General features: G+C 71.7%; 19 protein-coding genes and 1 riboswitch. Of the genes, 7 read left to right on the top strand and 12 right to left on the bottom strand.

Going from position 1 to position 24,222, the window contains the following annotated elements:
* Positions 1–349: 349 nt before the first annotated feature.
* Complete coding sequence (locus tag LHJ74_RS12145) at positions 350–1,603, bottom strand: sensor histidine kinase (protein ID WP_260217972.1); 1,254 nt, start codon at positions 1,601–1,603, stop codon at positions 350–352.
* 6 nt (positions 1,604–1,609) lie between these two features.
* Positions 1,610–2,263, bottom strand: a complete 654-nt coding sequence (locus LHJ74_RS12140; RefSeq protein ID WP_260217971.1) for a response regulator transcription factor — start codon at positions 2,261–2,263, stop codon at positions 1,610–1,612.
* 378 nt (positions 2,264–2,641) lie between these two features.
* Here LHJ74_RS12140 and LHJ74_RS12135 point away from each other — a divergent pair, with 378 nt between their 5' ends.
* On the top strand, positions 2,642–2,821 hold the full coding sequence (locus LHJ74_RS12135; protein ID WP_260217970.1) for a hypothetical protein: 180 nt from the start codon (positions 2,642–2,644) through the stop codon (positions 2,819–2,821).
* 365 nt (positions 2,822–3,186) lie between these two features.
* On the opposite strand, the gene LHJ74_RS12130 is transcribed toward LHJ74_RS12135, so the two are convergent.
* Together LHJ74_RS12130 and LHJ74_RS12125 are read right to left on the bottom strand one after the other, a co-directional pair.
* Complete coding sequence (locus LHJ74_RS12130) at positions 3,187–4,014, bottom strand: inositol monophosphatase family protein (protein ID WP_260217969.1); 828 nt, start codon at positions 4,012–4,014, stop codon at positions 3,187–3,189.
* Positions 4,015–4,108: 94 nt separating this feature from the next.
* Positions 4,109–5,221: a ferrochelatase gene (locus LHJ74_RS12125; RefSeq protein WP_260217968.1), complete on the bottom strand. Its 1,113-nt coding sequence runs from the start codon at positions 5,219–5,221 to the stop codon at positions 4,109–4,111.
* 111 nt (positions 5,222–5,332) lie between these two features.
* On the opposite strand from LHJ74_RS12125, the gene LHJ74_RS12120 reads away from it, so the two are divergent.
* Both LHJ74_RS12120 and LHJ74_RS12115 read left to right on the top strand, forming a co-directional pair.
* The gene (locus tag LHJ74_RS12120; protein WP_260217967.1) at positions 5,333–6,574 is read left to right on the top strand and encodes an MFS transporter; all 1,242 of its coding nucleotides are present in this window, start codon (positions 5,333–5,335) and stop codon (positions 6,572–6,574) included.
* Positions 6,534–7,853, top strand: a complete 1,320-nt coding sequence (locus tag LHJ74_RS12115) for a D-arabinono-1,4-lactone oxidase (RefSeq protein WP_260217966.1) — start codon at positions 6,534–6,536, stop codon at positions 7,851–7,853. Before LHJ74_RS12120 ends, LHJ74_RS12115 begins: the two co-directional genes overlap by 41 nt.
* 14 nt (positions 7,854–7,867) lie before the next feature.
* Here the strand turns inward: LHJ74_RS12115 and LHJ74_RS12110 are convergent, their stop codons facing one another.
* The gene (locus tag LHJ74_RS12110) at positions 7,868–8,968 is read right to left on the bottom strand and encodes a hypothetical protein (RefSeq protein ID WP_260217965.1); all 1,101 of its coding nucleotides are present in this window, start codon (positions 8,966–8,968) and stop codon (positions 7,868–7,870) included.
* A gap of 426 nt (positions 8,969–9,394) precedes the next feature.
* Here LHJ74_RS12110 and sepH point away from each other — a divergent pair, with 426 nt between their 5' ends.
* Positions 9,395–10,453, top strand: a complete 1,059-nt coding sequence (gene sepH / locus LHJ74_RS12105) for a septation protein SepH (RefSeq protein ID WP_260217964.1) — start codon at positions 9,395–9,397, stop codon at positions 10,451–10,453.
* A gap of 308 nt (positions 10,454–10,761) precedes the next feature.
* On the top strand, positions 10,762–11,556 hold the full coding sequence (locus LHJ74_RS12100; protein ID WP_260217963.1) for a VOC family protein: 795 nt from the start codon (positions 10,762–10,764) through the stop codon (positions 11,554–11,556).
* A 35-nt stretch (positions 11,557–11,591) separates the two neighbouring features.
* On the opposite strand, the gene LHJ74_RS12095 is transcribed toward LHJ74_RS12100, so the two are convergent.
* The 4 genes from LHJ74_RS12095 to LHJ74_RS12080 all read right to left on the bottom strand — a co-directional run bounded on the left by LHJ74_RS12095 (position 11,592) and on the right by LHJ74_RS12080 (position 16,992).
* Positions 11,592–12,284 (bottom strand): thymidine kinase, encoded by a 693-nt coding sequence (locus LHJ74_RS12095; protein ID WP_260217962.1) that lies wholly within the window; start codon positions 12,282–12,284, stop codon positions 11,592–11,594.
* 67 nt (positions 12,285–12,351) lie between these two features.
* Positions 12,352–13,503, bottom strand: a complete 1,152-nt coding sequence (locus LHJ74_RS12090; protein ID WP_260218224.1) for an alkaline phosphatase family protein — start codon at positions 13,501–13,503, stop codon at positions 12,352–12,354.
* Between the two features lie 71 nt (positions 13,504–13,574).
* Positions 13,575–14,174, bottom strand: a complete 600-nt coding sequence (locus LHJ74_RS12085; RefSeq protein WP_260217961.1) for a DUF5998 family protein — start codon at positions 14,172–14,174, stop codon at positions 13,575–13,577.
* Between the two features lie 28 nt (positions 14,175–14,202).
* Complete coding sequence (locus tag LHJ74_RS12080; RefSeq protein WP_260217960.1) at positions 14,203–16,992, bottom strand: bifunctional acetate--CoA ligase family protein/GNAT family N-acetyltransferase; 2,790 nt, start codon at positions 16,990–16,992, stop codon at positions 14,203–14,205.
* Between the two features lie 144 nt (positions 16,993–17,136).
* On the opposite strand from LHJ74_RS12080, the gene LHJ74_RS12075 reads away from it, so the two are divergent.
* The gene (locus LHJ74_RS12075) at positions 17,137–17,418 is read left to right on the top strand and encodes an HPr family phosphocarrier protein (RefSeq protein ID WP_260217959.1); all 282 of its coding nucleotides are present in this window, start codon (positions 17,137–17,139) and stop codon (positions 17,416–17,418) included.
* Positions 17,419–17,509: 91 nt separating this feature from the next.
* Here LHJ74_RS12075 and LHJ74_RS12070 read toward each other — a convergent pair whose 3' ends face one another.
* The 3 genes from LHJ74_RS12070 to LHJ74_RS12060 all read right to left on the bottom strand — a co-directional run bounded on the left by LHJ74_RS12070 (position 17,510) and on the right by LHJ74_RS12060 (position 21,549).
* Entirely contained in the window at positions 17,510–18,379 is an 870-nt protein-coding gene (locus tag LHJ74_RS12070; RefSeq protein WP_260217958.1) for a M23 family metallopeptidase, read from the bottom strand.
* A 13-nt stretch (positions 18,380–18,392) separates the two neighbouring features.
* A riboswitch (cyclic di-AMP (ydaO/yuaA leader) is annotated at positions 18,393–18,556 on the bottom strand.
* Between the two features lie 225 nt (positions 18,557–18,781).
* Positions 18,782–20,152 (bottom strand): M16 family metallopeptidase, encoded by a 1,371-nt coding sequence (locus LHJ74_RS12065; protein WP_260218223.1) that lies wholly within the window; start codon positions 20,150–20,152, stop codon positions 18,782–18,784.
* Positions 20,153–20,181: 29 nt separating this feature from the next.
* Complete coding sequence (locus LHJ74_RS12060) at positions 20,182–21,549, bottom strand: M16 family metallopeptidase (RefSeq protein WP_260217957.1); 1,368 nt, start codon at positions 21,547–21,549, stop codon at positions 20,182–20,184.
* Between the two features lie 193 nt (positions 21,550–21,742).
* On the opposite strand from LHJ74_RS12060, the gene LHJ74_RS12055 reads away from it, so the two are divergent.
* Entirely contained in the window at positions 21,743–24,193 is a 2,451-nt protein-coding gene (locus tag LHJ74_RS12055) for a DNA gyrase/topoisomerase IV subunit A (protein WP_260217956.1), read from the top strand.
* Positions 24,194–24,222: the final 29 nt, after the last annotated feature.

Genomic DNA, 24,222 nt, shown 5'->3' with positions numbered 1-24,222 from the left:
AGGCCGAGCTTGTGCCCGACCTGAGGCGGAGATTTTGCCTCACATCAAGGTCTGTTACTCAATCGACACCCAACCGGCCCCCTGAAGAGGTGATTGGGTCTACTGCCGAACGGGACCGCGGACGGTCTGAATGTCGCACTTTGTGCACGACACTCCGGGGTCTGCCCACGATCACGGACTGCGGAAACCTGGATTTTCCACGATTTCTTCCCAGCTTGTGATCACAGAGGGTAAATAACGAAAAAATCCCGTGTGTGATCGCTCACAAGTTCCAGTGGCGGCTGTCTTACCGTACGAATTCCGCATATAGCGAACCTCCCCAGCGGGGAGCTCCCCGGCCGAGATGATCTCAGATGGGCAGAACGACTCGCACCGCGAGGCCACCGTCCTCCCGCGGCTCCGCACTCACCGTGCCCCCGTGTGCCCGCGCCACCGAACGCACGATCGAAAGCCCCAGTCCGACCCCCTTGTCGCTGCCGGTGCGTTCCGTACGGAGACGCCGGAACGGTTCGAAAAGGTTGTCCACCTCGTAGGCGGGCACCACGGGGCCGGTGTTCTCCACGACCAGCACCGCGTACGCCTGCTGCGCCTCCGTACTCACCGAAACCCATCCACCCTCCCGCAGGTTGTAGCGCACGGCGTTCTGCACCAGGTTGAGCGCGACGCGCTCCAGCAGCACGCCGTTGCCCTGCACGTACGCGGGCTGGCGCACTCCGCGCAGCTCCAGCCCCTTGGCCTGGGCCTCGCCGCGTGCCTGCTCCACGGCCTGCGAGGCCACCTCGGCCAGATCGACCGGCTTGCGGTCGATCAGCTCGTTCTCACTGCGGGCCAGCAGCAGCAGACCCTCCACCAGCTGCTCGCTCCGCTCGTTGGTGGCCAGCAGCGTCTTGCCCAGATGCTGGACCTCCGGCGAGGCATGCGGATCCGAGAGTTCGACCTCCAGCAGCGTGCGGTTGATGGCCAGCGGGGTGCGCAGCTCGTGCGAGGCGTTCGCCACGAACCGCTGCTGCGCGGTGAACGCCCGGTCGAGCCGGTCCAGCATGTCGTCGAAGGTGTCGGACAGCTCCTTCAGCTCGTCGTCCGGGCCCTCCAGCTCGATCCGCTTGTGCAGGTCCGACCCGGCGACCTGGCGTGCGGTACGGGTGATCCGGCCGAGCGGTGAGAGCACGCGTCCGGCCATCACATAGCCGAAGGCGAACGCCGCCACCGCGAGCCCCAGCAGGGCCAGCAGCGAGCTGCGCAGCAACTCGTCGAGGGCGAGGGCACGCTGGTCGTCCGTGCACTCGCCCAGCCGCTCCATGAACACCTCGCTGGGCATCGAGCCGGAGAGCCCGGGGCACGAGTCGGAGGTCAGCTGGGCCTCGGCGTTGAGCACCCGGAAGGGGAGCGTGCTGACGTCGTGCAGTGCCTGTGCCGACAGCAGATAGATGATCGTGAGCAGCACCATCCCGGCGATCAGGAACATCCCGCCGTAGAGCAGGGTGAGCCGTATCCGGATGGTGGGCCGCAGCCACGGGTACGGCCGCGACGCCACGCGCGGTGCCCAGGTCGGCTTGGGGGGCGGGGAGGCCGGGGAGGACGCGGCCGGGGGCGGAGCGGGCATCGCGCGTCAGATCCGGTATCCCGCGCCGGGAACGGTGACGATGACCGCGGGCTCGCCCAGCTTGCGGCGCAGCGTCATCACGGTGACGCGCACGACGTTGGTGAACGGATCGGTGTTCTCGTCCCAGGCCTTCTCCAGCAGCTGCTCGGCCGAGACCACGGTGCCGTCGTTGCGCAGCAGCACCTCCAGGACGGCGAACTCCTTCGGGGCCAGCGGGATCGGCCGTCCGTCCCGGAAGACCTCGCGGCGGTTCGGATCCAGCTTGACCCCGGCGCGGGCGAGCACGGGCGGCAGGGCGGTCGTCGTACGCCGGCCCAGGGCGCGCACCCGCGCGGTGAGTTCGCTGAAAGCGAACGGCTTGGGGAGATAGTCGTCCGCGCCGATCTCCAGGCCCTCGACCCGGTCGCTGACGTCCCCCGAGGCGGTGAGCATCAGCACCCTGGTGGGCAGGCCCATCTCGATGATCTTGCGGCAGACGTCGTCACCGTGCACGAGCGGCAGGTCCCGGTCGAGCACGACGACGTCGTAGTCGTTGACGTCGACGCGCTCTTGGGCCGCCGCGCCGTCGTAGACGACGTCGACGGCCATGGCCTCACGGCGGAGCCCGGTCGCCACGGCATCGGCGAGCAGCTGCTCGTCCTCGACGACGAGTACGCGCACGACGTTTCCTTCCCTTGGTACGACTGGTACAGCGTGGTGCGGTTGGCCCCTCTGGTGCTAGTGATACCAGTGAGACGAACGGCCGAGATCCGCTGCGGCTGCTGGAGTTCCCTCCTCCATCCTGCCCCGAACGCTGGTAAATCGGCTGTAAGTGCCCGATGGGCTGCGAAGGCACTCGACAACAGGCGCGGCTGAGTTTTCCCGGCGGTTGAGGTTTCTCCGGGCAATCCGGTGGGGATGAACGACTGCACACCCGCGATCACGCCCTGTAGGCGGCAAGCCGAGACGGCTGCCGACCGCAGTGGGGACCACGCACGTGATCGTTCCCAACCCTCGGCACACCCCCGTGCCACCGACCCATGACGAGGGGGCGCACACATGGACGCGTTCACGACAGGCATCCTGCAGCGCATAGAGAGCACCAAGTCCGACCTGCACGACGCTCGTGAGTCGGGAGACGAGTTCCTGGCAGATGTCGAACAGGCCGAACTGGAGGATCTGCGCCGAATCGCCGCGGAGCACGGCGTGGAGGTCGAGGCCTCGGCCTCGGCCCGCTGAACCCACTCTGGCCCCTGGCACTCCCCCGGCATCGCCGTCCGGGGGTGCCAGGGGTTTCTTACGGGCGTACTCGGGGCGACCGACAACGCAGCAAGGATGGGGCCTCCCCAGGCCCGCAGGGCCGAGGGGACGGGTGCCCGGCGTCGCAGGCCCGAGAAGACCGCCCCGACAGGGCTCTGGGGTCCCTCGTTGGGATCTTGCCGGGCTCGCGTGCCCTGGTGCCGCACCCCGCCGCGTTGTCGTCAGTCGCCGACGCTCCGCGGTCGTCTCCCTCCTCCGCCCTGCGAGCCGTCCCCTGCCTGCGGCGGGGAGACCCCGAGCACCAGACCCCGCTCACTGGCCCAGCAGGATCCAAACGAGAGGCCCTAGTCGTGCCAGGCGCCCAGCTCCTCGAGGATCGGCTGGAGGGCGTCGAACACGTCGGGTGACGCCGCGAGGGTCAGATCCGGGTTCGGCGGCTCGCCCGGGCGGCCGCCCGTCCTCGCTCCGGCCTCGCGGGCGATCAGGTCACCGGCCGCGTAGTCCCAGGCGTGCAGGCCGCGCTCGTAGAAGCCGTCCAGCCGCCCCGCGCCGACATCGCACAGGTCCAGGGCGCAGGAGCCGGAGCGGCGGATGTCGCGCACCTGCGGGATGAGCCTCCGGGCCACCTCCGCCTGGGCGACGCGGCGCTCGTGGACGTAGTTGAACCCGGTGCCGATCAGTGCCTCGTCCAGCGGCGGGGACGGACGGCAGTGGATGCTGCCCCCGTTCAGGAACGCGCCGCTGCCGCGGACCGCGCGGAAGGTCTCGCCCCTGCTGGGCGCCGCCACCACACCGACGACGGTCTCGCCCTCGTACTGGGCGGCGATCGAGACCGTCCAGGCGGGCAGCCCGTAGAGGTAGTTCACGGTGCCGTCGATCGGGTCGATCACCCAGCGCACGCCGCTGTTCTCCCCCGGTGCCTGCCGGTCGCCGCCGAGGCTGCCCTCCTCGGCCAGGAAGGTGTCGCCGGGCCGGTGCCGGGAGAGGAAGCCGGTGATCAGCTTCTCGGCGGCGACGTCCATCTCGGTGACGACGTCGATGGGGCTGGACTTGGTGGCCGCCACCCCCAGGTCGTCGGGACGGCTCTCGCTCAGCAGGACACCGGCGCGGTGGGCGGCCTCCAGGGCGAGGTCGAGGAGTTCGGCCTTGAGTTGGTCGAGCGGGACGGTCACGGTTCTCCCTGTGAAGGTGTGAGGGTGTGGGTCTCGGCCACCGGCCCACGGCGGCAGGCAGGCGGACAGGCAGGCAGGCAGGCAGGCAGGCGGCTCAGACGAACGGGCTGTCGGCCCCGGCCGCGGCGGGCCGGGGCGCTCCGGCCGCGCAGCAGCCGACGGGACACAGGTCGTGGCTGGGCCCGAGCCCGCCCAGTGCGCAGCGCTGCGGTTCCCCGCCGCGTTCGGCCGCGGCACGTTCCACGGTCAGGTCCCGGATCGCGGCGACGAAGCGCGGGTCGGCGCCGACGGTGGCCGAGCGGGCGACGGGCAGGCCCAGTTCCGCCGCCTTCGCCGTCGCCTCCGTGTCGAGGTCGTACAGGACCTCCATGTGGTCGGAGACGAAGCCGATCGGGACCATCACGGCGGCCGGTGCGCCCGCCGCGTGCAGCTGCTCCAGGTGGTCGCAGATGTCCGGCTCCAGCCAGGGGGTCTGCGGGGAGCCGCTGCGCGACTGGTAGACGAGCTGCCAGGGGCGCTCGACACCGGTTGCCTCAGCAACGGCTGCCGCTACGAGAGCGGCCACCTCCAGGTGCTGGGCGACGTACGCGCCGCCCCGGGGCCCGGCCGTCTCGGCCGCGGCGGTGGGGATGGAGTGTGTGGTGAAGGCGAGGTGCGCCTGCTCGCGCGCGGCTGCCGGGAGCGCGGCGAGGGAGTCCAGCACGCCGTCGACCATGGGCTGGAGGAATCCGGGGTGGTTGAAGTAGTGCCGGAGCTTGTCGACGCGCGGCGGCTCCAGACCCTCCGCGATCAGGGTGCCCAGCGACTCGGCCAGGTTCTCCCGGTACTGACGGCAGCCGGAGTAGGAGGCGTACGCGCTGGTGGCCAGCACCAGGACCCTGCGGCACCCGTCCCGCGTCATCTCGCGCAGGGTGTCGGTGAGGTAGGGGGCCCAGTTGCGGTTGCCCCAGTAGACGGGCAGGTCGAGCCCGTGTGCGGCGAAGTCCTCGCGCAGGGCACCCAGCAGGGCGCGGTTCTGCGCGTTGATCGGGCTGACCCCGTCGAAGAGGAAGTAGTGCTGCCCCACCTGTTTGAGGCGTTCCCTCGGGATACCGCGGCCTCGCGTCACGTTCTCCAGGAAGGGAACGACGTCGTCAGGACCTTCGGGCCCCCCGAAGGAGAGCAGCAGCAGGGCATCGTAGGGGCGGGCATCGAGCGCGTCGGACATGTCCCTGATCCTGCCATCCGGGTCCGCAGGGTGCGGGAGCACCTCCGCCCGTCGCTCCGTCCGTAAGCTCGCTGCGCCAGACGTTCCTTACGCACCCGCCGAGGATCTCCCATGCCCAGTCCCTATCGTGAGATCTTCGCCGCCCCCGGCAGTAGGAGGTTCTCCGCCGCCGGGTTCCTCGGCCGGATGACTCTGGGCATGCTGAGCGTCGGCATCGTCACCATGGTCTCCCAGCTCACCGGGCGCTATGGGCTGGCGGGCGCGCTGGCCGCCACCGTGGCGCTGTCCGTGGCGGTGTGCAGCCCGCAGGTATCCCGTCTTGTCGACCGGCACGGGCAGCGCAGGGTGCTGCGGCCCGCGATGCTCGTGTCGGTGACCGGCGTCGCCGGGCTGGTGCTGTGCGCGCGGCAGGGCGCGCCGGACTGGCTGCTGTTCGTCTTCGCCGCCGCCTCCGGCTGCACACCGGGTGTCGGTTCGATGGTGCGGGCCCGCTGGACGGCGATCCACGGCGAGAGGCCGCAGCTGCTGCACTCCGCGTTCGCCTTCGAGTCGGTGGTGGACGAGGCCTGCTTCGTGCTGGGCCCGATACTGTCGATCGGACTGTGCACCGTCTGGTTCGCCGAGGCCGGGCCGGTCCTGGCGGCCGGGTTCCTGCTGACGGGTGTGCTGTGGCTCAGCTCCCAGCACGCCACCGAGCCGGTCCCGCATCCGCATGAGCATCGCACGGGCGGCTCCGCCCTGCGCACGCCCGGCCTGTGGGTGCTGGCGGTGGTGTACGTCTTCACGGGGGCGGTCTTCGGCTCGGTCGACGTGGTCACGGTCGCCTTCGCCGAGCACGCGGGGCACAAGGCGCTGGCCGGTCCGGTCCTCGGTGTCTACGCCCTGGGCTCCGTCCTGGCGGGCGCCCTCTACGGGCTGCGGCGGGTGACCTCTCCCGCCCCGCTGCGGTGGCTGGTGGGCATCTGTGCCATGGCGCTGAGTATGATCCCCCTCCAACTTGTCGGGAACCTGCCCTGGCTGATGGTGGCGCTCTTCGTCGCGGGCCTCACGGTCGCGCCGACGATGGTCACCACGGTCGGACTGGTCCAGCAGCTCGTCCCCGGTGCCCGCCTCACCGAGGGCATGACCTGGCTCAGTACGGGGCTCGCCGTCGGGATCGCGCTCGGCTCCTCCACCGCGGGCTGGGGGGTGGACACCTTCGGGGCCGAACGCGCGTACGGGGTCTCCGGGGGCGCGGGGGCGCTCGCGGCGGCGGTCGCGTTCCTCGGATACCGGCGGCTGCGGCCGCCGCGAAGCGGAGGGGTGGTCGAGCATGAGCGGACAGCCGGGGAAGAGCAGAGTGACGTGGCGTAACTGGGCGGGCAATGTCGCGGCCCAGCCGACGCGCACCGTGGCGCCGTCCTCCACCGGGGCGCTCGCGGAGGCGGTGCGCCGCGCGGCCGAGGACGGGCTGCGGGTGAAGGCGGTCGGTACGGGCCACTCCTTCAGCAGCGTCGCCGCCACCGGCGGTGTGCTGATACGGCCGGAACGCCTCAGCGGCATCCGGGAGATCGACCGCGCCGGCGGCACCGTCACGGTCGCCTCGGGCACCTCACTGCGGCAGCTCAACGAGACGCTCGCAGGTGAGGGCCTGTCGCTGGCCAACATGGGCGACATCATGGCGCAGACCGCCGCGGGAGCCGTGAGCACCGGCACCCACGGGACGGGGCGGGAGACGGCTTCAATCGCCGCCCAGATACGCGGGCTGGAACTGGTCCTCGCCGACGGCTCGGTACTGCGCTGCTCGGACACGGAGCACGGGGACGTCTTCGCAGCGGCACGCGTCGGCCTCGGGGCGCTCGGCGTGATCAGCGAACTGACCTTCGCGGTGGAGCCGGTGTTCCTCCTCACCGCCCGCGAGGAACCCATGCCCTTCGACCGGGTCACCGCCGCATTCGATCAGCTGGCGGCCGAGAACGAACACTTCGAGTTCTACTGGTTCCCGCACACCGACGGCTGCACCACCAAGCGCAACAACCGGTGTATCGGCCCCGCCGCGCCACTGCCGCGCCTGCGCGGCTGGATCGACGACGAACTGCTCTCCAACGGGGTCTTCCAGGCCGCGTGCTCCCTGGGCAGAGCGGCCCCCGCCACGGTGCCCGGCACGGCCAGGCTCGCGGCCCGCGCGCTGTCCGCGCGTACGTACACCGACATCCCGTACCGCGTCTTCACCAGTCCGCGGCGGGTCCGCTTCGTGGAGATGGAGTACGCGCTGCCCCGCGAGGCGGCCATGGGCGCGCTGCGGGAGCTGAAGGCGATGGTGGAGCGTTCCCGGCACCGGGTGAGCTTCCCGGTGGAGGTGCGGACCGCCCCCGCGGACGGCATACCGCTGTCCACCGCGAGCGGACGGCAGACGGCCTACATCGCCGTGCACGCCTACCGGGGCACACCGCACGCGGCGTACTTCACCGACGCCGAGCGGATCATGACCGCGCACGGAGGACGGCCCCACTGGGGCAAGCTGCACTCCCGCGACGCCGCGTATCTGGCCGGTGTCTACCCGCGGTTCACGGAATTCACCAGGCTGCGGGACCGGCTGGATCCGGAGCGGGTCTTCGGCAACGACTACCTGCGGCGGGTGCTCGGCGACTGAGATCCGGACAGCCCTCAGGGCGTGCCCTCCGTGCCCTGAGGCCCGCCCGCGTCACCCGAGGGGGCCGGGGCCGGAACCTCGTCCTCCGTGCCGGGACCGCTTCCGCCGGAGTCCGGGTCCGGCTGGTCGTCCGTGCCGGTGGTGCCGGACGGCTGCGGCGTACCGGGACGGGGCTCCTCGGCGGGGGAGCCGCCGGGGTTTCCCTCGTCGGCGCCGCCGTCCGGTTCCGCGGAGGGGGCTCCGCTGGTCCCGCCGGTCCCGCCGGATCCCTCCTCTCGCTGCGGGCCGGGCGCCCGTTCCCCCTCCTCGCCCCGGGGCGCGTCCGAACCGCCCTGCCCGGACGGACCGGGCGCGGGCTGCCGCGGGCTCTCCTCCCGTTCCTGCTGCCTGTCACGCTGGCCGCCCCTGTCACCGCCCACTGCGCGGCCGATGGTGGTGCCACCCTTGTCGTCACCGTGCCACCAGCCGAAGAGCGAGGAGTCCGTGGCCACTTCCAGGCCGGTGATCGCACCCATGGCAAGCGCGAAGACCCCGGCCGACACGGCGAGCCGCGCACGCAGCGTGCGGCGGGTGCGCCCGTGTTCGGTCGCTTCGCCGAATTCCTCCCGGCGGCCACCCACTCCGGACGGCCCGGCGGGCAGGACGCGGGTCTCCGCCGCACCGCTCAGCGGCTCCGCCTCCGCCTCCGCCTCCGCCTCCGCGACGGCCGGTATCGCGCGGGAGTACTCGGCATCAGCAGGCAGCCCGGATACGGGCGTTCCGGGCATATCGGGTGTCTCATCCACCACGTCCGGGTGATTGTCGCCACGCAGGGCGGGCGGCACAGCGGGACCGGCCGCCGGGCCACGCCGTGGCACGCGACGCGGCAGTGGCCTCGCCGCCTCCCGGATCTGCTCGCTGGTGCGCTTGAACAGGTGCTGGTACAGGGCGCCACCGGTGGTGGCCACCACACTCACGACCCCGGCACCGATGATCGTTCCGTAGACGCTGAGCCCGGAGGCGAGTATCGCTCCGGTCACCGCCGCCGCCGCACTTCCCGCCACCTGCGGGACGTTCAACTCGATCCGCCTGCCCGGGGATGCGCGCCCCGAGTCGCTTATATCCCTGTTATCCATGTCCCGCCTCGGGTCGCACATTTCCGCCACCATGCACCCATGAGAGACATCAGAACAGGAGAGATAGTTCCATATGTGCGGATTCTGTGAACTTCACCACCAGAGAAGGGCCGTTCCCCCCACCGTGGACACCCCACCACCTCCCGCCACGAACTTCGGCGGCGCGCCGAGCCACCCCGGATGGCACGAATGGAGTAGTCTGACGAGCCCTGGCCCCGACCCGATACCCGACTACGCAGCTCAGGGTGACCACTGTCACCGTGAGTGGTAAACAAGTAACCGTGCCATAACGGCGGATCAGGGCTTGGGCTCGACACGCCGGGCAGGTCCGCAATGCAGTGGCAGGCTGCACCCCGGGCAGGCCACACTCGTCTAGCGGGAGCAGCGACGCACGTGACGTCGGCAGGCACCACCCGGGAGGTTCCCATGCCCGAACTGCGTGTCGTGGCCGTCAGCAACGACGGCACACGGCTGGTGCTCAAGGCTGCCGACAGCACGGAATACACCCTTCCGATTGACGAACGGCTGCGCGCCGCGGTGCGCAACGACCGTGCCCGGCTCGGCCAGATCGAGATCGAGGTCGAGAGCAACCTCCGCCCTCGTGACATCCAGGCCCGCATCCGTGCCGGAGCGACCGCCGAGGAGGTCGCGCGGCTCGGAGGCATCGCCGTGGAGCGCGTCCGCCGCTTCGAGGGGCCCGTGCTGGCCGAGCGCGCCTTCATGGCCGAGCGCGCCCGCAAGACACCTGTGCGCAGGCCCGGAGAGAACGCCGGTCCGCAACTCGGCGAAGCCGTCGCCGAGCGGCTGCTGCTGCGCGGTGCGGACAAGGAAACGGTGCACTGGGACTCCTGGCGCCGGGACGACGGCACCTGGGAGGTGCTGCTGACCTACCAGGTCGCCACCGAGCCGCACTCCGCGAGCTGGACTTACGACCCGCCCCGGCGGCTCGTGCAGGCCGTGGGGGACGAAGCGCGGGCGCTCATCGGCGAGACCGACGACACGCCGGAGCCGAGCTTCCCGTTCGTGCCTCGTATCGCCCGGCTGCCACGTGACCGTGTCGAGCGCGGGGATCATGAGCCGCACGCCAGTCCGCCGTCGGCGTCCGAGAGCTCGGCGGACAGCGGCTCGGATTCGCTGACCAGCCTGCTGGAGGCGGTGCCGAACTTCCGGGGCGACATGATCGTGCCCGAGCAGCCGTCCGCCGCCGCGGCGGCCGCCTCTCAGGAGGCGGTGCAGGACGCCGAGCAACAGGACGCGGAGGAGCCGGATTCCGAGGAGGAGTCCGTCGACCCGCCGGCCCCCGCGGCCAGCGCCGGTTCGGCGTACGCGGATGTGCTGATGCCGCGCTCCGTCGGCGCGCACCGCGAGCGCCTGACGGGGAACACCGACCGCCAGGCGGAGGCGGACGGCGTCCGCCCGGGACGCCGCGCGGCGGTGCCCAGTTGGGACGAGATCGTCTTCGGCACCCGCCGGAAGAAGGACTGAGCGGGTGGGGTGACGGCCTGGCAACTCGCCGGTCACCCCACCACCTCGCCCCGCCCCCCGTCTCACTCCTGCCCGGGGGCCTCCGCAGGCAGCCCTCCCCTTCTCCTCTCACGCGGTGGCACCCGCCGGAATCGGTGGCGAGCGCGGCTGCGGTAAGGCTCGAACCGGCCATTCTCCTTGCGGATGCCCGGAAATCGGCGCGGCCCCGCAGCGCCGGACCTCAGGTGATGCGAGCATCGGCTCGGACGGGGGCCGACGGTACGACCGGAGCACGACCGCATCGATGATGGTCCTTGAGGAGCACACACATGACCGAGGCAGCGACTCGGCACCGGCACGCCCACGGCACACCCTGCTGGGCGAGCCTGAGGGTGCACGGCCTGTCCGCGAGCCAGATCTTCTACCGTGAGCTGCTGGGCTGGGAGTTCCAGCCCGGAACGGGTCAACCGAGCCCGTATGTCCGCGCCTTCGCGGAAGGCAGGCAGGTGGCCGACCTGGGCGAGCTGGCGCGGGCTTCCGGCCGGCAGCCGACCGCCTGGCTGCCGTACCTTGCCAGCGACGACGCCGACGCCACCGCGGACCTCATCCGGGAGTGCTGCGGGACGGTCGCCGTCGGGCCGCTGAAGGTTCCGGGCGGACGGCTGGCGATCGCCTCCGATCCGGGAGGCGCCTCGTTCGGGGTGTGGCAGCCCACCGCCTCGCAACTGCCGGGCACCTCGGCGGAGGGCTCATTGGGCACGCCGGTGTGGCACCAGTTGCTCACCCGGGAGACCAGACGCGTCCAGGGGTTCTACTCGGCCGTCTTCGGCTATGAGACGGAGCAGCCCGGAATCGCCGCGTCCGGCAGCCTGACCCTGTGCCTGGAAGGGCAGGCGGTCGCCGGGGTGCACGGCATGGGGAGCGAACTACCGCGCGACCGCGGACCTTACTGGGAGACATACTTCGCCGTCGAGGACCCGGACGCCGCCGCGGATCAGGCGAAGCAGCTGGGCGGAGAGGTCCTGTGCGGACCACGTGATTCGCCGTACGGCAGGCTGGCGCGGCTGGCGGATCCGGAAGGTGCCCCGTTCGGTGTGCTCAGGAAGGGCGGCGGTCCCGGCTGATCCCGCCCTGCCAGCCGTTCACTTCCCGCCGCCGTTCACTTGCGGCCGCCGTTCGCGTTCGGCATGGCGCCGGTGTTCGCGTCGACCGGCAGCACGTCCGGGGAGAGGGCTCCGGCCCGTGCGGTGGAGGCCGTCAGCTGCCTGCCGTGATGGCGGCGGCACAGCACCTCGTAACCGACCTCACCGGAGGGGGCCGCGCCGCTCACGTCGCCCACGACGACCTGTGCGCCCTCGACCACCATCTTCCCGCCGACGGTGCGGGCGTTGTGGGTCGCCCGGGCTCCGCACCAGCACAAAGCCTCCACCTGGAGCGCCTCGACCCGGTCGGCCTGCTCCATCAACCGCTGGGAGCCGGGGAAGAGCTTGGTACGGAAGTCGGTGGTGATGCCGAAGGCGAAGACGTCTATGCCCAGATCGTCGACGACGCGGGCGAGCTGGTCGATCTGCTGCGGTGACAGGAACTGGGCCTCGTCCGCGATGACATAGTCCGTACGGCCGCCGCCGGTCAGATGGCGCACGAGGTGGGCGTGGAAGTCGAAGCCCTCGCCCGCCTCGATCGCCTCGGTGACAAGCCCGAGCCGGGAGGAGAGCCGCCCCTCCCCCGCACGGTCGTTGCGCGTGAAGATCATGCCCTGGAGTCCGCGAGCCGAACGGTTGTGCTCGATCTGGAGAGCGAGTGTGCTCTTCCCACAGTCCATCGTGCCGCTGAAGAACACGAGTTCTGGCATGGGGGATTCAGCCTTTCAGCGTCTGGACGGAAGCCGGGACGGGAGTGGGGTGGGGCGAGGGCCGTCCCTAGGTGCGTACTTCGAGGAGCGGGACCAGCTGTTCCGCCGAGGTCGCGGAGCCGTGCATGCCGATGAGCGCGGACTCCTTCGGCTCGGTACGGGTGGCGACGACGGCCGCGGTGCCGCTCATGGCCACGAGCACGTCGCCGATCCGGGCCGTGACCCGCGGGTCGACGCGCGGGCCGAACCAGCCCAGGGCGATCGCCTCGTCCCGGGTGGCCACCCACGCCTGGTCGGCGAGCACCTCCCGCCAGACGGCGGCGACATCGGCGGCGGCGCCGGGCACCGCGTACAGATGGCGCATCCGGCCCTCGCCGCCGAGTTTGGCGACGCCCGCCTTCAGCTCCCAGTCCTCGTCGAAGTCGAACCGGGCCGCCTCGGTGCGGGGAACATCGACCATGCCGTGGTCCGCGGTGACGTAGAGGACCGAACGCGGGGGCAGTTGGCCGGCGAGCCGCTCGGCGAGGCGGTCGACGTACTGGAGCTGACCGCGCCAGGCGTCCGAATCCATGCCGTAGCGGTGGCCGTTGCCGTCGAGTTCGGCGTAGTAGGTGTAGACGAGGGCGCGGTCTCCCGCCGAGAGCCGCTCGGCGGCCAGGTCCATCCGCTCCTCGCCGGTGAGCCTGCCGTGGAAGGTGCCGCCGGAGAGCGCGACCTGGGTCAGCGGGGTGTGCTCGAAATGGGGTGCGGAGACCTCGCAGGTGGCGACGCCCGCTGCGTCCGCGAGCTGGAAGACCGTCGGATGGGGCTGCCACAGATGCGGATCCGTCCACGGCCGCCAGCGCAGCTGGTTCATCAACTGGCCGCTCGAGGGGTTGAGCACGGTGTAGCCGGGCAGGCCGTGCTCGCCGGGGGCCAGCCCGGTGCCGAGCGACGCCAGCGAGGTCGCGGTGGTGGAGGGGAAGCCACAGGTCAGCGGGCGCCCCGTGCTGTTGCCGGAGCTGCCGAGCAGTGCGTGGAGGAACGGCGCCTCCTCAGGGTGGGCCTGCAGCGCCTCCCACCCCATGCCGTCGACGAGGAAGACGCAGGCGCGGTCGGCGGGCTCCAGCGCGAGCCCCGTCGACAGCTCCGGCACGCCCTGGCCGGCGGCGATGGCCGGCAGCACATCGGCCAGCGAGCCGTGACCGTAGTGGGGCACGGGCGCGGTGGCCGGGTCCAGCGCAGCGGGTTCGTCTGCTTCCGCGGGCCACGGGTGGTGCGCGACGGCAGGCCGCGCGGTGTCGCCCGGGTTCACCTGGTGGTCCCCGGACGTACGGCGGCGGTCGCCTCGGACAGCGACTGGGCGAAGGCGAGCGCCTGGCGGACCGTCTCGGGACCGTCGCCCGCCTCGCTGACCCGCAGCGAGAGGTCGTCGACGGTGCTGGAGCCGGTATAGCCGTGGTCGGCCTCGCAGTTGGGGTCGCCGCAGTTGGCGGGCTCCATGTCGATACGGGCTACCGCGCCCCAGCCGATGGTGAGGACCACCTCGCGGGGCAGGGTGCCGGGTGTGTACGACTCCGGGTCGGCGACGACCCGGGAGAGCACCACCGAGGAGATGCGCTCCAGCTTCACCGACTCGGTGGAGGTCGTCGCGTACGGCGAGGAGGAGGTGCCGTCGGCGGGCTGCTCGTCGGTGTGGCTGACGATGAAACGGGTCCCCGTCAGCACGAGCACGGTGACATGGCGGCGGACCTCGTTGGAGTCGAACGTGGTTTCCTGGTGCACCAGAAACGAGGCAACGGGATCGCCGCCCACTGCCGCTTCGACCGCCTCGGCGACGAGAGCCGGGTAGTAGCCGCTGCGCTCGATGGCCGCGCGCAGCCCTTGGGTCGTCGTACTGGTCTTCGCCATGTGGACCATCCTACGGCGCCCCGGAGCCTCAGTAGGCAGGCAGGCTGCGAGGGCCCTGATCGTCACGCGGCGGCGGCTCGGCGACACGCACCGCCGCACCAAGGACGGTGAGCCCGCGGGGTGCGACGACGACCGGTTCGAGGTCGACGGCGACGATTCCGGCGTGGTCGTCGAGGAGGCGGGAGACCCGCAGCAGCAGGTCCTCAAGGGCTGCGGTGTCCACCGGCTGGGCACCGCGCCAGCCGAACAGGATCGGCGCCGAGCGGATCGCGCGTACCAGCCCGGCGACGTCGCGGTCGGTGGCGGGCACCAGCCGGTGGGCGGTGTCCCCGAGCAGCTCCGAGGGGGTGCCCGCGAGGCCGAAGGAGAGCACCGCGCCGATCGACGGGTCGACGGCGGCACGGATGACGGTGTCGACGCCGCGGGGCGCCATGGACTGGACGACCGGGCGCAGCTCCGCCGCGCCACCGAGGGCTCCGGTGAGCTCCGCGTACGCCCGGCGCAGCTCGTCGGCTCCCGGAATGTCGAGCCGGTTGCCGCCGAGATCGGCGCGGTGGCGCAGATGGGGTGCGGTGGTCTTGAGCGCCACCGGGTAGCCGAGGCGGTTCCCGGCGTCGACGGCTTCGTCGGGGGTGGCGGCGGGGCGGACCGGCTGGACGGTGATGCCGTAGTGGCCGAGCAGGGCGGCCGCGTCGGGTGAATCCAGCGGGAGGCTGCGGGCACGGTCGGGGGTGGACGCGGCGACGGTGGTGGCGGGTTGCTCTCTGGGGGCGGCGGGCTGGACGGTGCGGTCGGTGCCGGGCTGGACGGCGCTGGCGGGCTGGTCGCGGGTGGCGCGGGCCAGCAGCGCCGCCGCCGCCGACTCGTCGACGTCGAACTCGGGGACCCGGCCCGGTGACTCCACCGCCGCGCGCCACTGGGCGTGCCGCGCCGCCTGGGCCAGCGCGCGGACGGCCCGCTCGGGGGCCGGGTAGGTGGGGATGCCGTAACCCGCGAGGGCCTCGTCCAGCCCTTCGAGCGAGAGATGGACGACCGCGACCGGCTTCGCCGCTCCGGCCGCCGACTCCCGGACGGCCGCGTGCAGGGCTCCGGCCAGTTCCGCAACGGGTGTGTCGTCGACCCAGGGGATCACGGCGACGACGAGCGCGTCGGCTCCCGGATCGTCAAGCGCCTCCCGGACCGACCGCCGGAAGTCGTCCGGGTCGGCGGCCGTGGTGAGGTCGACGGGCGGCAGCGGGCGCAGCCCGTCGGTGAGGCAGGCGTCGTAGCTCAGCAGGCAGAGGGACTCGGCGTTGCCCAGGATCGCCACCCGCGAGCCGGCCGGGAGCGGCTGAGCGGCCAGCAGGATACCGGTGTCGACCTGTTCGGTGACGGTGTCGACCGTGAGCACCCCGGCCTGGCGGAGCAGCGCGGAGACCGTCGCGTCGGGCGTACGGGAGGCGGGTGCGGCGTGGCCGGGCGGTGGTGCGCTGCCGCTGTGGCGGCCGCCCTTGACGACCACGACCGGCTTGCGCGCGGCAACTCTTCTGGCGAGCCGGGTGAACTTGCGCGGGTTGCCGATCGACTCCAGATACATCAGCACGACGTCGGTGTCGGGGTCGTCGTCCCAGAACTGGAGCACGTCGTTCCCCGAGACGTCCGCACGGTTGCCCGCGGACACGAAGGTCGACAGCCCCGCACCGCGTCGGTGCAGCGCTGCCAGCAGCGCGATGCCGATCGCGCCGGACTGGGTGAACAGCCCGATGCGCCCCCGGTCGGGCACGGCCGGTGAAGGGGTGGCGTTGAGACGTACGCCGGGCGCGGTGTTGATCACACCGAAGGCGTTGGGCCCGATGACCCGCATCCCGTACGAGCGGGCCTGCCGGACGAGGGCCCGCTGCTGGTCGCGGGTGAAGTCGGCGGCGAGGACGACGAGCCCCTGGACGCCGCGCTCCCCGCAGTCGGCGACCACGGAGGGCACCTCGGGGCCGGGCACCGTCAGCACGGCCAGGTCGATGCTCGAAGGGATGTCCCGCACGGAGGAGTGGGCCGGGTGGTCCGCCAGCCGCTGCCCGTCCGTCCCGCTCGGCAGTGCCCGGTTCACGGCGTAGGCACGGCCGGTGTATCCGGCGGTGCGGAGGTTCTCCAGCACCGAGCGGCCCGCGCCGCCCGGCGTACGGCTCACCCCGACGACGGCCACGGAGGCGGGGGCCAGCAGGCGGTGCACGGAGCGGCCCTCGGCCCGCTGCTCGCGGGCGCGCATCACGGCGAGCGACTGCTCGGTGGGTTCGAGGCCGAAGGTGAGATGGACCGCGCCGTCCTCGAAGCTGCGGCTCTGCGAGTAGCCGGCATCGGTGAAAACCTTGATCATTTTGGAGTTGGCGGGCAGCACCTCGGCGGAGAAGCGGCGGACGCCGCGTTCGCGGGCGACGGCGGCTATGTGCTCCAGCAGCGCGGACGCGACGCCGCGCCCCTGATAGTCGTCCCGTACGAGGAAGGCGACCTCGGCCTCGTCAGCGGGGGCGGAGGCCGGCCGTCCGGTCGCGTCGATCCGGTCGTAGCGCACGGTGGCGATGAACTCGTCGCCCACCATGGCGGCCAGCCCCACCCGGTCGTCGTAGTCGTGGTGGGTGAAACGCCGGACGTCGCGGTCGGAGAGGCGCGGGTAGGGGGCGAAGAAGCGGTAGTACTTCGATTCGTCCGAGACCTGTTCGTAGAAGGCGACGAGCCGCTCCGCGTCATCCGGGGTGATGGGCCGGATGCGGGCGGTGCCGCCGTCACGCAGCACGACGTCGGCCTCCCAGTGGGTGGGATAGGGACGTTCCGCCGGGGTCCGCATGGAATCAGCGTAACGACACGGCCGGAGCCGGGGCGGGACGAGCGGGGAGATGCCCGCAGGACGGGGCCGGACCGGAGTCTGTGTGAGCACCGCGCACCACGTGGCAGACTGGTCTAGACAACCCGCGATTCGAAGGGCTACACCATGGTTGAACGCCGCGTCTCCGTCGGCTGGGCCGAGGGCCTGCACGCCCGCCCCGCCTCGATGTTCTGCCGAGCGGCCGCCGCGGCGGGCATCCCCGTGACCGTCCGCAAAGGCGAGGGCAACGCGGTGAACGCCGCGTCCATGCTCGGCGTACTCGGTCTGGGCGCGGAGGGAGGCGAGGAGATCGTCCTCGCCTCCGACGCCGACGGCGCCGAGGCCGCACTCGACAGGCTCGCGAAGCTGGTCGCAGAAGGCCTCGAGGAGCTTCCGGAGACTGTTTAGCCGGTCACGGCACCGGTGCCGTGACCGGGCGAGGAGATCGCGTCGAGGGGCTGTCCGGCCACGAGCCGGGCGGCCCCTCCCGCGTCTCGCGTCAGAGTGCGACGCCGTGCCCGCGCAGATAGGCGACCGGGTCGATGTCCGAGCCGTACTCCCCGCTCGTGCGCGCCTCGAAGTGCAGGTGCGGACCGCCCGAGTTCCCGGTGTTGCCGGACAGGCCGATCTGCTGACCGGCGGTGACCTGCTGGCCGGAAGAGACGGCCACGGAGGACAGGTGCCCGTACTGCGTGTACGTGCCGTCCTGGTGCCGGATCACCACGTTGTTGCCGTAGGCACCACCCCAGCCCGCCTCGACCACCTCACCCGCGGCGACGGTACGCACGGAGGTTCCGGAGGCGGCGTGGAAGTCGATCCCGGTGTGGGTGCCCGAGGACCACATGCCGCCGCTCACGCCATAGGCGGTGGAGACGTACGAGCCCGCCACCGGGGAGACGTAGCCGCCAGGTGCCGGACGGTCCTCGGATGCGCCGCGCGCGGGGCGGCGCTCACCCTCGCGGGCCTCCCGGGCCCTCTTCGCCGCCTCCTCGGACGCCTTCTCAGCCGACTTCTCGCGGGCCTTCTCGGCCGCCCGCTCCCTGGCCCGCTCGGCCTGCTCACGTGCTTCCGCCTTCGCGGCGGCCTCGGCGGCAGCTCGTACCGCGGCGTCCTCCTGGCTGTGGGCCTGCTCGTCGAGCGACTCGGAGAGGTAGTCCCCGAGGACCGGGGTCTCCGGAAGCGGCATCTCCGCACGGCCTGGGGCGTCCGGCGTCTGAAGCCGCCCGGAGGAGGACGCCGCGAGAGCGGGTGAGGCGAGGGAGCCGACCACGCCTGCGGTGGCCAGACTCGCCATACCGGCGATCCGCGCGCTCCGGTAAGAGGCGCGGGTGGGACGTCGGTGCTTTCCGGTGGCACGGGTGAACGCCATGCGGCGGCGTACTCCTTCCCCTCCTTCTCGCCTACCGGGTTAGCTGACGGGTTCGGAGCAGGAAGGTCTCCTACGGGCCGCCTCGTGACAAGGCCGCCCGATTCACCCCAGGGACTTCACATGTGGGTCCCCGGCTCCCCTGGCTTGCGCCGTACGGGGACTCGGCGATGGCTGTACATCGGCCGCGGTCGCGGACACTTCTGATGCACAGCCGGGACGACGCTAGAGCCGGGTGCGGTGAACTGACAAACAAATCCAGCTGTTTGTCGCGTACGCCACACCAAAAGGCCGCACATGCGGTGCAGCTGGACCAGCACACCGCAATTCAGACACAGCGGAGCAGACACAGCGGAGCCCCCGGTGGCCTTCCGGCCGTCCGAGGGCTCCGACCGCCGGCTTCACTCAGCCGCCGGTCACCACGGTCACCTCACCGATGCCCAACTCCCGCACCGGCTGCGCGATCTGCGACGCGTCGCCGACCAGGATCGTCACCAGCCGGTCCACCGGGAAGGCGCTGACGACCGCCGCCGTCGCCTCGACGGTGCCCGTCGCGGCGAGCCGCGCGTACATCTGGGCCTGGAAGTCGTCCGGCAGATGCTGCTCCACCTGGTCGGCCAGGGTGTCCGCGACTGCCGCCGCCGTCTCGTACTTGAGCGGGGCGACGCCCACGAGGTTCTGCACGGCGACATCGCGCTCGGCGTCGGTCAGTCCCTCGGCGGCGAGGGTGCGCAGCACCTGCCACAGATCGCCCAGCGCGGGCCCCGTGACGTCCGTGGCGACCGAACCGCTGATGGCGAGCACCGCGGCTCCGTTGCCGCCCGGCTCGGAACGCAGGACCTGGCCGAAGGAGCGCACCCCGTAGGTGTAACCCTTCTCCTCCCGCAGCACGCGGTCCAGGCGCGAGGTGAGCGTGCCGCCGAGGCAGTACGTACCGAGCACCTGTGCGGGCCAGACGCGGTCGTGGCGGTCCGCGCCGATCCGGCCCAGCAGCAGCTGGGTCTGCACGGCACCCGGCCGGTCGACGATCACGACCCGGCCCGTGTCGTCGGCGGTGATCGGCGGCATGGGAAGCGGCTCGGCCGCGGAACCCTCCCAGGCGCCGAGCGTACCCGCCAGCGCCTTGTCCAGGTCGACACCGGTCAGGTCACCCACGACGACCGCGGTGGCCGTGCTGGGCCGTACATGCCTCTCGTAGAAGGCGCGGACGGCCGGACCGTCGATCCGCTCCACCGTCTGAGCGGTGCCCAGCCGGGGCCGGGACATCCGGGACCCGGCCGGGAACAGCTCCTTGGAGAGCTCCATGGCGGCGCGGCGGGCCGGGCTTGCCAGCTCGTGCGGGATCTCGTCCAGCCGGTTGCGGACGAGCCGTTCGACCTCGCTGTCGGGGAACGCCGGAGCGCGCAGGGCGTCGGCGAGCAGGCCCAGCGCCTTGGTCAGCCGGGAGACCGGGACCTCCAGGGAGACCCGGAGCCCGGGGTGGTCGGCGTGCGTGTCCAAAGTGGCGCCGAAACGCTCCAGTTCGGCGGCGAACTCCTCGGCGTCGTGCTTGTCGGTCCCCTCCGTCAGGGCTCGGGCCATCAGCGTGGCGACGCCGTCGAGGCCCTCGGGCTCGGCGTCCAGCGGGGCGGGCAGGTTGACGTCGACGGCGACGACCTGCTGGCCGGGTCGGTGGCAGCGCAGCACCGTGAGCCCGTTGGGCAGGGTGGAGCGCTCCGGGGCGGGGAAGGCCCAAGGGGTGGGCTCACCGCCCTCCGGCCTGGGGTGGAAGTCCATCGTCGTCCCTGTAGGGGTGGCGCTGTCGCTCACTGACCGGTCTCCTCGGCTGCGTTCTCGTGTGCGTCTCCGGAATCTGCGGACTCGGTGGGCTCCGCGGGCTCAGTCGGCTCGTAGACGAGCACCGCCCGGTTGTCGGGCCGCAGCCGCTCCGCGGCGACCGCCCGCACCTCCTCCGCGGTGATGTCCAGCACTCGCCCCACCGCGGTGAGGGCCAGCTGCGGGTCACCGAACAGGACGGCGTACCGGCAGAGTTCGTCCGCCCGGCCGCCGACCGTCGCCAGCCGGTCAAGCCACTCGCGCTCCAGTTGGGCCTGCGCGCGCTCCATCTCCTCCGGGCTCGGCCCCTCGGCCGCGAACCGGGCAAGCTCCTCGTCGACGGCAGCCTCGATGTCGGCGACCTCGAAACCGGCGGAGAACTTGACGTCCAGCCAGCCCAGCGAGGGCGCGCCCGCCAGCCTCAGCAGGCCGAATCCGGCAGTCACGGCGCTGCGGTCGCGCCGCACCAGCCGGTTGTGCAGCCGGGAGGACTCGCCGCCGCCGAGCGCGGTCAGCGCCAGGTCCGCGGCGTCGCCCGCACGCGTGCCGTCCTCGGGCAGGCGGTAGGCCGCCATCAGCGCGCGCGCCGGGACCTCCTCCTCCAGCACCACGCGCTGCTGCTCACCGAGGGTGTCCGGCAGGGAGCCGTCCCTCGGCGGCTGCTTGCCGTCGTGACCGGGGATGGAACCGAAGTACTTCTCGACCCAGGCGAGCGTGCGCTCGGGATCGATGTCGCCGACCACCGAGAGCACCGCGTTGTTGGGCGCGTAGTACGTACGGAAGAAACTGCGCGCGTCCTCCAGGGAGGCGGCGTCCAGATCGGCCATCGACCCGATCGGGGTGTGGTGGTAGGGGTGGCCCTCGGGGTAGACCATGGCGGTGAGCCGCTCGAAGGCCGTGCCGTAGGGCACGTTGTCGTACCGCTGGCGCCGCTCGTTCTTGACGACATCGCGCTGGTTCTCCATGGACTCCTCGTCCAGGGCGGTCAGCAGCGAGCCCATCCGGTCGGCCTCGAGCCAGAGCGCGAGCTCCAGTTCATGGGCGGGCATCGTCTCGAAGTAGTTGGTGCGCTCGAAGCTGGTGGTGCCGTTCAGCGAGCCGCCGGCGCCCTGCACCAGTTCGAAATGACCGTTGCCCGGCACCTGCGCCGAGCCCTGGAACATCAGGTGTTCGAAGAGGTGGGCAAGGCCCGTACGCCCCTTCACCTCGTGCCGCGAGCCGACGTCGTACCAGAGGCAGACCGCGGCGACCGGCGTCAGATGGTCCTCGGACAGCACCACGCGCAGGCCGTTGGCCAGCCGGTGCTCGGTCGCTGTCAGCCCGCCGGTGGCGGGCTCAGGCGTGGCCGTGTGGCCCATGGGGATGGAGTCCCTTCGGTCGCGAGAGGTGTTGCGTCATTTCTGTCCGTCACTCTATGCAAGCGCGCCGACAGAGTGCGAAGTTCCCGTACGGTACGTGCCGAGAGCCGGGCCGGGGGCCCGGTTGTCAGAGGCACGGGCCACAATGGTCCGCGACTGTCCCGCCCGTACGCACGAAGGAGCGCCTGCCGCGATGGCCCGCCGCAGTACGAAGACCCCGCCGCCGGACGACTTCGAGGAGCGCATCCTCGACATCGACGTCGTCGACGAGATGCAGGGCTCCTTCCTGGAGTACGCCTACTCGGTCATCTACTCACGCGCGCTGCCTGACGCTCGCGATGGACTGAAGCCGGTGCACCGCCGGATCCTGTACCAGATGCACGCGATGGGTCTGCGCCCCGAGCGTCCGTACGTCAAGTGCGCGCGTGTCGTCGGTGAGGTGATGGGCAAGCTCCACCCGCACGGCGACAGCGCGATCTACGACGCGCTGGTGCGCCTCGCCCAGCCCTTCTCCATGCGGCTGCCGCTTGTCGACGGGCACGGCAACTTCGGCTCGCTGGGCAACGACGACCCGCCCGCGGCGATGCGTTACACGGAGTGCCGGGCGGCCCCGGCCGCCGGGCTGATGGTCGAGTCGATCGACGAGGACACCGTCGATTTCACGTCGAACTACGACGGCAGTGAGGAGGAGCCCAGCGCGCTGCCCGCGGCCTATCCGAACCTCCTGGTCAACGGCGCCTCCGGGATCGCGGTCGGGATGGCGACCAACATGCCGCCGCACAATCTCGGCGAAGTCATCGCCGCCGCCCGTCACTTGATCAAGCATCCGGGCGCGGACCTCGAGACCCTGATGCGCTTCGTGCCCGGTCCTGACCTGCCCACCGGCGGCAAGATCGTCGGACTCGAGGGCGTCAAGGACGCCTACGCGAGCGGGCGCGGCACCTTCAAGATCCGGGCGACGGTGGAGGTCGACCAGGTCACCACCCGGCGCAAGGGCCTGGTGGTGACCGAACTGCCCTTCACCGTGGGCCCCGAGAAGGTCATCTCCAAGGTCAAGGACCTTGTCAACTCCAAGAAGCTGCAGGGCATCGCCGACGTCAAGGACCTCACCGACCGCCGCCACGGCCTGCGTCTGGTCATCGAGATCAAGAACGGCTTCAACCCGGAGGCCGTCCTGGAGCAGCTCTACAAGCTGACGCCGATGGAGGAGACCTTCGGGATCAACAACGTCGCGCTGGTCGACGGGCAGCCGCTGACGCTGGGCCTGCGCGAGCTGCTCGAGGTGTACGTCGACCACCGCTTCAACGTGGTGCGGCGGCGCAGCGAGTTCCGCCGTGGCAAGCGGCGGGACCGCCTGCACCTGGTGGAGGGCCTGCTCGTCGCGCTGGTCGACATCGACGAGGTGATCCGGATCATCCGGTCGAGCGACGACTCCGCCGCGGCCAAGGAGGGGCTCATCTCCCGCTTCGGCCTCTCCGAGGTGCAGACGGCCTACATCCTGGACACCCCGCTGCGGCGGCTGACCCGGTTCGACCGGCTGGAGCTGGAGGGCGAGCGGGACCGGCTGCGCACGGAGATCGAGGAGCTGACCCGGATCCTGGACTCGGACGCGGAGCTGCGCAAGCTGGTCTCGACGGAGCTTGCGGCGGTCGCGAAGAAGTACTCCACCCCGCGCCGCAGCGAACTGCTGGAGTCGGCGGGTGCCCCGCTGGCGGTCGTGCCCCTGGAGGTCGCGGACGACCCGTGCCGGGTCATGCTGTCCTCGACGGGGCTGCTGGCCCGTACCGCCAGCGGCGACAGCGGGTTCAGCAGTACGGCCAAGCGCACCAAGCACGACGTGATCGTCTCCGCCGTACCCGCCACGACCCGCGGGGAGGTCGGGGCCGTCACCTCGTCCGGGCGGCTGTTGCGCATCGCCGTCGTCGACCTGCCACAGCTGCCGGCGGGCACGGGCGCGCCGCCCAATCTGGCGGGCGGGGCGCAGGTCTCCGAGTTCCTGTCGCTGGTGGGCGACGAACAGCTGGTCTGTCTGACGACGCTGGACGAATCCTCTCCGGGGCTCGCCCTCGGCACCGAGCAGGGCGTCGTCAAGCGTGTGGTGCCCGAGTATCCGGGGCACAAGGAGGAGTTGGAGGTCATCGGCCTCAAGGAGGGCGACAAGGTGGTGGGCGCGGTCGAACTGCGCACGGGTGACGAGGACCTCGTGTTCATGACCGACGACGCCCAACTGCTGCGCTACCAGGCAGGTCAGGTGCGTCCACAGGGGCGCGCGGCGGGAGGTGTGGCGGGGATCAAGCTGAGCCCGGAGGCGAAGGTCATCTCCTTCACCGCCATCGATCCGGCGGCCGACGCGGTGGTCTTCACCGTCGCGGGCTCGCACGGGACGCTCGACGACTCGGTGAGCACGGCCAAGCTGACGCCGTTCGACCAGTTCCCGCGCAAGGGGCGGGCCACGGGCGGCGTGCGCTGCCAGCGGTTCCTGAAGGGCGAGGACTGTCTGACGCTGGCTTGGGCCGGGGCGACCCCGGCCAGGGCCGCGACCAAGGCGGGAGTGCCGGTGGAGCTGCCGGAGCCGGACCCGCGTCGGGACGGCTCGGGGCTGCCGCTGGGCAACGCTGTCGCGGTGGTGGCCGGGCCGGTGTAGCGCGGCCGCCCGGGCGGAGGCCGGGCCCG

This window comes from Streptomyces gossypii (assembly GCF_025165795.1).
Taxonomy (GTDB): Bacteria; Actinomycetota; Actinomycetes; order Streptomycetales; family Streptomycetaceae; genus Streptomyces; species Streptomyces gossypii.
This window is presented reverse-complemented; position numbering and strand designations above follow the sequence as displayed.

What these genes read in the sequence shown, in the direction of transcription:
- LHJ74_RS12145 (WP_260217972.1), bottom strand. Translation starts at nt 1,603, where the DNA reads ATGCCCGCTCCGCCCCCGGCCGCGTCCTCCCCGGCCTCCCCGCCCCCC.
- LHJ74_RS12135 (WP_260217970.1), top strand. Translation starts at nt 2,642, where the DNA reads ATGGACGCGTTCACGACAGGCATCCTGCAGCGCATAGAGAGCACCAAG.
- LHJ74_RS12125 (WP_260217968.1), bottom strand. Translation starts at nt 5,221, where the DNA reads ATGTCCGACGCGCTCGATGCCCGCCCCTACGATGCCCTGCTGCTGCTC.
- LHJ74_RS12120 (WP_260217967.1), top strand. Translation starts at nt 5,333, where the DNA reads ATGCCCAGTCCCTATCGTGAGATCTTCGCCGCCCCCGGCAGTAGGAGG.
- LHJ74_RS12115 (WP_260217966.1), top strand. Translation starts at nt 6,534, where the DNA reads ATGAGCGGACAGCCGGGGAAGAGCAGAGTGACGTGGCGTAACTGGGCG.
- LHJ74_RS12110 (WP_260217965.1), bottom strand. Translation starts at nt 8,968, where the DNA reads ATGGATAACAGGGATATAAGCGACTCGGGGCGCGCATCCCCGGGCAGG.
- sepH (WP_260217964.1), top strand. Translation starts at nt 9,395, where the DNA reads ATGCCCGAACTGCGTGTCGTGGCCGTCAGCAACGACGGCACACGGCTG.
- LHJ74_RS12100 (WP_260217963.1), top strand. Translation starts at nt 10,762, where the DNA reads ATGACCGAGGCAGCGACTCGGCACCGGCACGCCCACGGCACACCCTGC.
- LHJ74_RS12095 (WP_260217962.1), bottom strand. Translation starts at nt 12,284, where the DNA reads ATGCCAGAACTCGTGTTCTTCAGCGGCACGATGGACTGTGGGAAGAGC.
- LHJ74_RS12085 (WP_260217961.1), bottom strand. Translation starts at nt 14,174, where the DNA reads ATGGCGAAGACCAGTACGACGACCCAAGGGCTGCGCGCGGCCATCGAG.
- LHJ74_RS12080 (WP_260217960.1), bottom strand. Translation starts at nt 16,992, where the DNA reads ATGCGGACCCCGGCGGAACGTCCCTATCCCACCCACTGGGAGGCCGAC.
- LHJ74_RS12075 (WP_260217959.1), top strand. Translation starts at nt 17,137, where the DNA reads ATGGTTGAACGCCGCGTCTCCGTCGGCTGGGCCGAGGGCCTGCACGCC.
- LHJ74_RS12070 (WP_260217958.1), bottom strand. Translation starts at nt 18,379, where the DNA reads ATGGCGTTCACCCGTGCCACCGGAAAGCACCGACGTCCCACCCGCGCC.
- LHJ74_RS12065 (WP_260218223.1), bottom strand. Translation starts at nt 20,152, where the DNA reads ATGGACTTCCACCCCAGGCCGGAGGGCGGTGAGCCCACCCCTTGGGCC.
- LHJ74_RS12060 (WP_260217957.1), bottom strand. Translation starts at nt 21,549, where the DNA reads ATGGGCCACACGGCCACGCCTGAGCCCGCCACCGGCGGGCTGACAGCG.
- LHJ74_RS12055 (WP_260217956.1), top strand. Translation starts at nt 21,743, where the DNA reads ATGGCCCGCCGCAGTACGAAGACCCCGCCGCCGGACGACTTCGAGGAG.